The organism is Ochrobactrum sp. PL_is501 (assembly GCF_055816895.1).
Map to the genome: position 1 here is coordinate 1 of NZ_JBVPGR010000002.1, position 732 is coordinate 732.

General features: G+C 66.7%; 1 protein-coding gene. It reads left to right on the forward strand.

The window, feature by feature from the left end; translation table 11 throughout:
- Window positions 1-732: hypothetical protein (locus AC0TOF_RS00010; protein WP_473766717.1), on the forward strand; the 732-nt coding region annotated here is incomplete at both ends.

Here is a 732-nt window from a genome sequence, read left to right on the forward strand (position 1 = left end):
CGACAATGGCGACGGGACGTGGACGGCGCAGGTTCCAGGCAGTGCGCTTGCCGGTGCGGCGACACCGACGGTGACGGCGGAAGTGGTGTTTGCGGATGCAGCCGGCAATGATGCCGCGCCTGTGACCGACACGCAGACCTACACGGTCGATGTCACGCCACCGACGACCACGGTCGCCATCACCGATCCGGAAGGCGATAATATCCCGACGGCTTCGGGCACGACGGAACCGGGTTCGACGGTTGTGGTGACCTGGCCGGACGGTACCACGTCCGAGGTGGTGGCCGATGGTGCGACCGGCAACTGGACGGCGACGGCGCCAGGTGCACAGCCCAACGGCGATGTGACGGTTGCGGTGACCGACCCTGCGGGCAATCCGGGAACGGGAAGCGGCACGTGGACCAGCGACACGACCCCGCCGGATACGAGTGCCACCACGGTGACGGTTGGTGCGATTGCCGGTGACGGTGTGGTCAATGCCGCCGAGGCATCGGGCAATGTTCCGGTGACGGTGACGATCACCAATCCGCCTTCGGATGCTGCGACGACGACGGTGAACGTGGTTGTCGATGGCGTGCCTTATGCGGCGGTCGACAATGGCGACGGGACGTGGACGGCGCAGGTTCCAGGCAGTGCGCTTGCCGGTGCGGCGACACCGACGGTGACGGCGGAAGTGGTGTTTGCGGATGCAGCCGGCAATGATGCCGCGCCTGTGACCGACACGCAGACCTA